At 52.7% G+C, this 3,728-nt stretch carries 1 protein-coding gene and 1 pseudogene; both read left to right on the top strand.

All coding sequences use genetic code 11. From position 1 onward, the window contains the following. A pseudogene (locus tag Q0095_RS06125) lies at positions 1–879 on the top strand (bifunctional phosphoribosylaminoimidazolecarboxamide formyltransferase/IMP cyclohydrolase PurH); the annotation flags it as partial. An 824-nt stretch (positions 880–1,703) separates the two neighbouring features. Then, positions 1,704–2,771, top strand: coding sequence for a peptide-methionine (R)-S-oxide reductase MsrB (gene msrB / locus Q0095_RS06120; protein ID WP_297882338.1), 1,068 nt, complete (start codon positions 1,704–1,706; stop codon positions 2,769–2,771). The last annotated feature ends 957 nt before the right edge of the window (positions 2,772–3,728 follow it).

The raw sequence follows: 3,728 nt of genomic DNA, 5'->3' as shown, positions 1-3,728 counted from the left end.
GCGCTGTACGAGTTCGAGGACTTTTTTAGCAACTATTTTAAGAGCCTAAAGGGCGAGGCGAGCTTTAACAATATGACCGATATGCACGGCGCGCTGATGCTGGCTAGCAGCTTTGGGGAGGCACCTGCGGTAGCGATCTGCAAGCATGCCAATCCATGCGGCTTTGCCGTGAAGGGGAGCCTGCTTGAAAGCTACGTAGAGGCGCTAAAATGCGACCCCGTAAGCGCATACGGCGGCGTCGTGGCGATAAACGGCGTTTTGGACGAGGAGCTAGCGCATAAAATCAATGAAATTTTTGTCGAAGTTATCCTTGCCGCTCGCGTCACGCCCGCGGCGCTTGCGGTATTTGAAAAGAAAAAGCGCATTAAAATTTTCGAGCAGGGCGGGGAATTTTTGATTCGCGAAAACGACAAGTATGATTTTAAATTTATTGACGGCGGCTTTGTGTATCAGCAGCGCGACTACGTGGGCACGGGCGAGGTCGCAAACGCCCGCTGCGTCACTAAGCGTGCGGCGAGCCAGAGCGAGCTTAGCGATCTAAAAATCGCGTGGCAGATCGCCGCGCTTACGAAGAGCAACTGCGTGGTTTACGTCAAAAATCGCGCTATGGTCGCGATCGGCATGGGTATGACGAGTCGCGTGGACGCCGCGCGTGCGGCAGTGGCAAAGGCTCGCGACGTGGGCGTCGATCTGAGCGGTTGCGCGCTTGCCAGCGAGGCGTTTTTCCCGTTTAAAGACAGCATCGAGATCGCCCATGCTGCGGGCGTCGCGGCGGTCGTGCAGCCAGGCGGCAGTATCCGCGACGATGAGGTGATCGCAAGCGCCGACGAGTTTGGCATGGCGATGTATTTTACGGGAGTGCGCCACTTTTTGCACTAAATTTTGCTCGCCTGCGGCGGAGCGGATTTATTGCGCTCGCTGCGTAGCTTTTTATGCCGTTGCAAATTTTAAAAACCGCACCGGAGCGGATCTCGTAGCTCGCTACGAAGCGGGCGCGGTGCGGATCTAATGCACGGTGCTTTGTTGCGCGCCAACGCGGTGCGTACCCGGCTGCCTCCGCTACGAAGCCGTGTGCGATGTAAATTTGACTGCGCTCCGATACGCGGCGAGCGTGATGCGAATCGGACTACTTGCGTTTTGCCATACGGCTATGCGGCGCCGGTTTAGCTGTGCGGCATAGCGCTTCGTATCAGCGTTGCGTAATCTAAATTTAATAAAACGCCGCCCTTTAAACGGTCGCGAAAATTTTATCTCTCGGACGCGGCGCGTAAATTTTAAATTTAATCGGCAGAATGCTAGGTTTGCCGCTATGTCCGTGCAGTTTGATATAAATTTATCGGTTCAAATTTACGAGGGCCGCTCGGTTGAGTTTTGCTAGGAATTTTAAAATTTACGCAAGTTCCCGAGCTTTGTTGCGCTCTAAATTTTAAAATTACGCAGATAGTGCGGCTTACGCGGCTTGGGCGCAGGCTTTATGACAGCGAGCGATTTCGGCGCAGCCTTGTTGCGGTTTTATTATGGCGCGTAACTTTAGCGGTAAAATTTTTACGGTAGCCTTTAAATTTTGGCTCAAATTTTACCGCGCCGCGCTCGCGCGCCTTTAAATTTCGCCGTTTGTGGCAAATATCAAGCCCAGCAAAATTTCACTCTCATTTCATTTATGGATTGTAAAATTGCGCAAAATTCAAAACGAAAGGATCAAAATGAAAATTTCTAAAGTTTTAATCTGCCTCTTTGCTTTGGCGGCGGGTTATTTAGTCGCGCTCAATGCCGCAGGCGGCGGCAGCGCGGCGGACGCAAATTTTAAAGTTAAAGGAGGCGGCGTGAACGCAAACGTAAAAGAAATTTATCTAGCAGGCGGCTGCTTTTGGGGCATGGAGGCGTATTTTAAGCAGCTTGACGGCATAGTCGCGACGCAGGTAGGCTACGCTAACGGCAAGAGCGATAAGGCAAGCTACGAGGAGCTGCATAGCAGCGATCACGCCGAGACGCTAATGCTTAAATTTGACGCTAACATCATCAGCGAGCCTGAAATTTTGGCGCATTATTTCCGCATCATCGATCCATTCTCGATCGACAAGCAGGGTAATGACCGCGGGCGCCAATACCGCACGGGCATCTACTATGCCGACGAGGCGAGCGGCGAGATCGCGCGCTATTTCATAGCGGCGCAGCAGGCAAAATTTAAAGAAAAGATCGCCGTCGAAGTGGCGCCGCTAAAGAATTTCGTCCGCGCCGAGGAGTATCATCAGGACTACCTCGGCAAAAACCCGGGCGGATACTGCCACATCGATCTGCGCCTAGCCAAAAAGCCGCTTGAGGACGATGAGAAATTTAAAGTGCAAAGCAAGGAGGAGCTGAAGAAAAATTTAACCGAGCTTCAGTATCAGGTCACGCAGGAAAAGGCGACAGAGCGGCCGTTTTCGAGCGAATACGACAAGAATTATAAAAAGGGCATCTACATCGACATCGTGTCGAAAAAGCCGCTGTTTTCATCTACCGATAAATTTGACGCGGGCTGCGGCTGGCCGAGTTTTTCAAAGCCGATAACGACCGATGCGATCGCGTACGCGCAAGATGACAGCCACGGTATGCAGCGCGTCGAGGTCTCCAGCCGCGTAGGAGGCAGCCATTTGGGGCACGTCTTTGAGGATGGACCGAGAGAGAAGGGCGGTATGAGATACTGTATCAATGGCGCTAGTTTGGAATTTATACCGCTTGAGGAGATGGACGCGCGCGGCTACGGCGAATATAAAATTTACGTAGAGTAAAGCGGCGGTTTCTGGGCTAGCTCGCGATCGAGCGGCTGCGGGTTTGGCTTGCGACCGAGCAGTTTTGGGACCGGCTTGCGGCTTGGGCGATTCCGAGGATAGCCTGCTTGCCGGGCGGCTTTGAGATCGGCTTACGACCGGACCGGACGGCTTCGGGTTATGCTTACGGCTTGGGTAGGTTCAGAATTAACCTGTGGCAGGGCGGCTTGGAAGCGGGTCTGTGACCGAGCGATTAACGGCTCGGTTCGCAATTAGTCGGCAATTTGCGGCTAGATCGTCTAGCTCGTTAGCCCGTCTGCTTATTTGCGGATCAGTCCGCTCGGATTGCAATCAGTTGGGGATTTGCGGCTCGGTTCGTTAGTCGGGCCCGCTCATTGTGGTGGACCAAGCGGTTTTGAAACCGGACCGACGACCGATTTAGCGCTTCGACGATCCCTTGATTTGACGACAGGTTTGTTTGCGACCGATCTTTTCGATTTTGCTCGATCGTTTGCTTCGGCGGGCTGCTGGTTTGTGGCCGTCTTGCTGCCGATCGGTCCTGTAATGAGCTCGTAACTGATCCCGGGCTGGTCGGCGATCGGTCGGTGCAGCGAAATTTAAACAAAGTGGGGGCGGTTCATCCTCCGCCTTAGCGCTCGGCAAAATTTGTGCGATAGAATTTAAACGAGGCGAGGGCGGTTCCGAATAGAATTTTAATAGAGTGCGGCTGCGGGCGCACCGCTGCCAAAATGAACGCGCCACGGAGAAGCCGTGCCGTGGATGGAATTTGAGCTCGCATTGCTTAAATTTCATCGCCACAAGCCGTTTCGGTTTTGCGGTCGGTCGGCGGTTTGACGATTTATCGGCGGATAAATTGGCTTGGCGGCTAAGGATGGAATTTTAAAATTCCAAATACGATAAAAATTTAGCGGTAGTGGAATTTTAAAAATTTATCGATACGGAATTTCATGCGGCGCG

This window comes from uncultured Campylobacter sp., from assembly GCF_938045535.1.
Taxonomy (GTDB): domain Bacteria; phylum Campylobacterota; class Campylobacteria; order Campylobacterales; family Campylobacteraceae; genus Campylobacter_B.
This window is presented reverse-complemented; position numbering and strand designations above follow the sequence as displayed.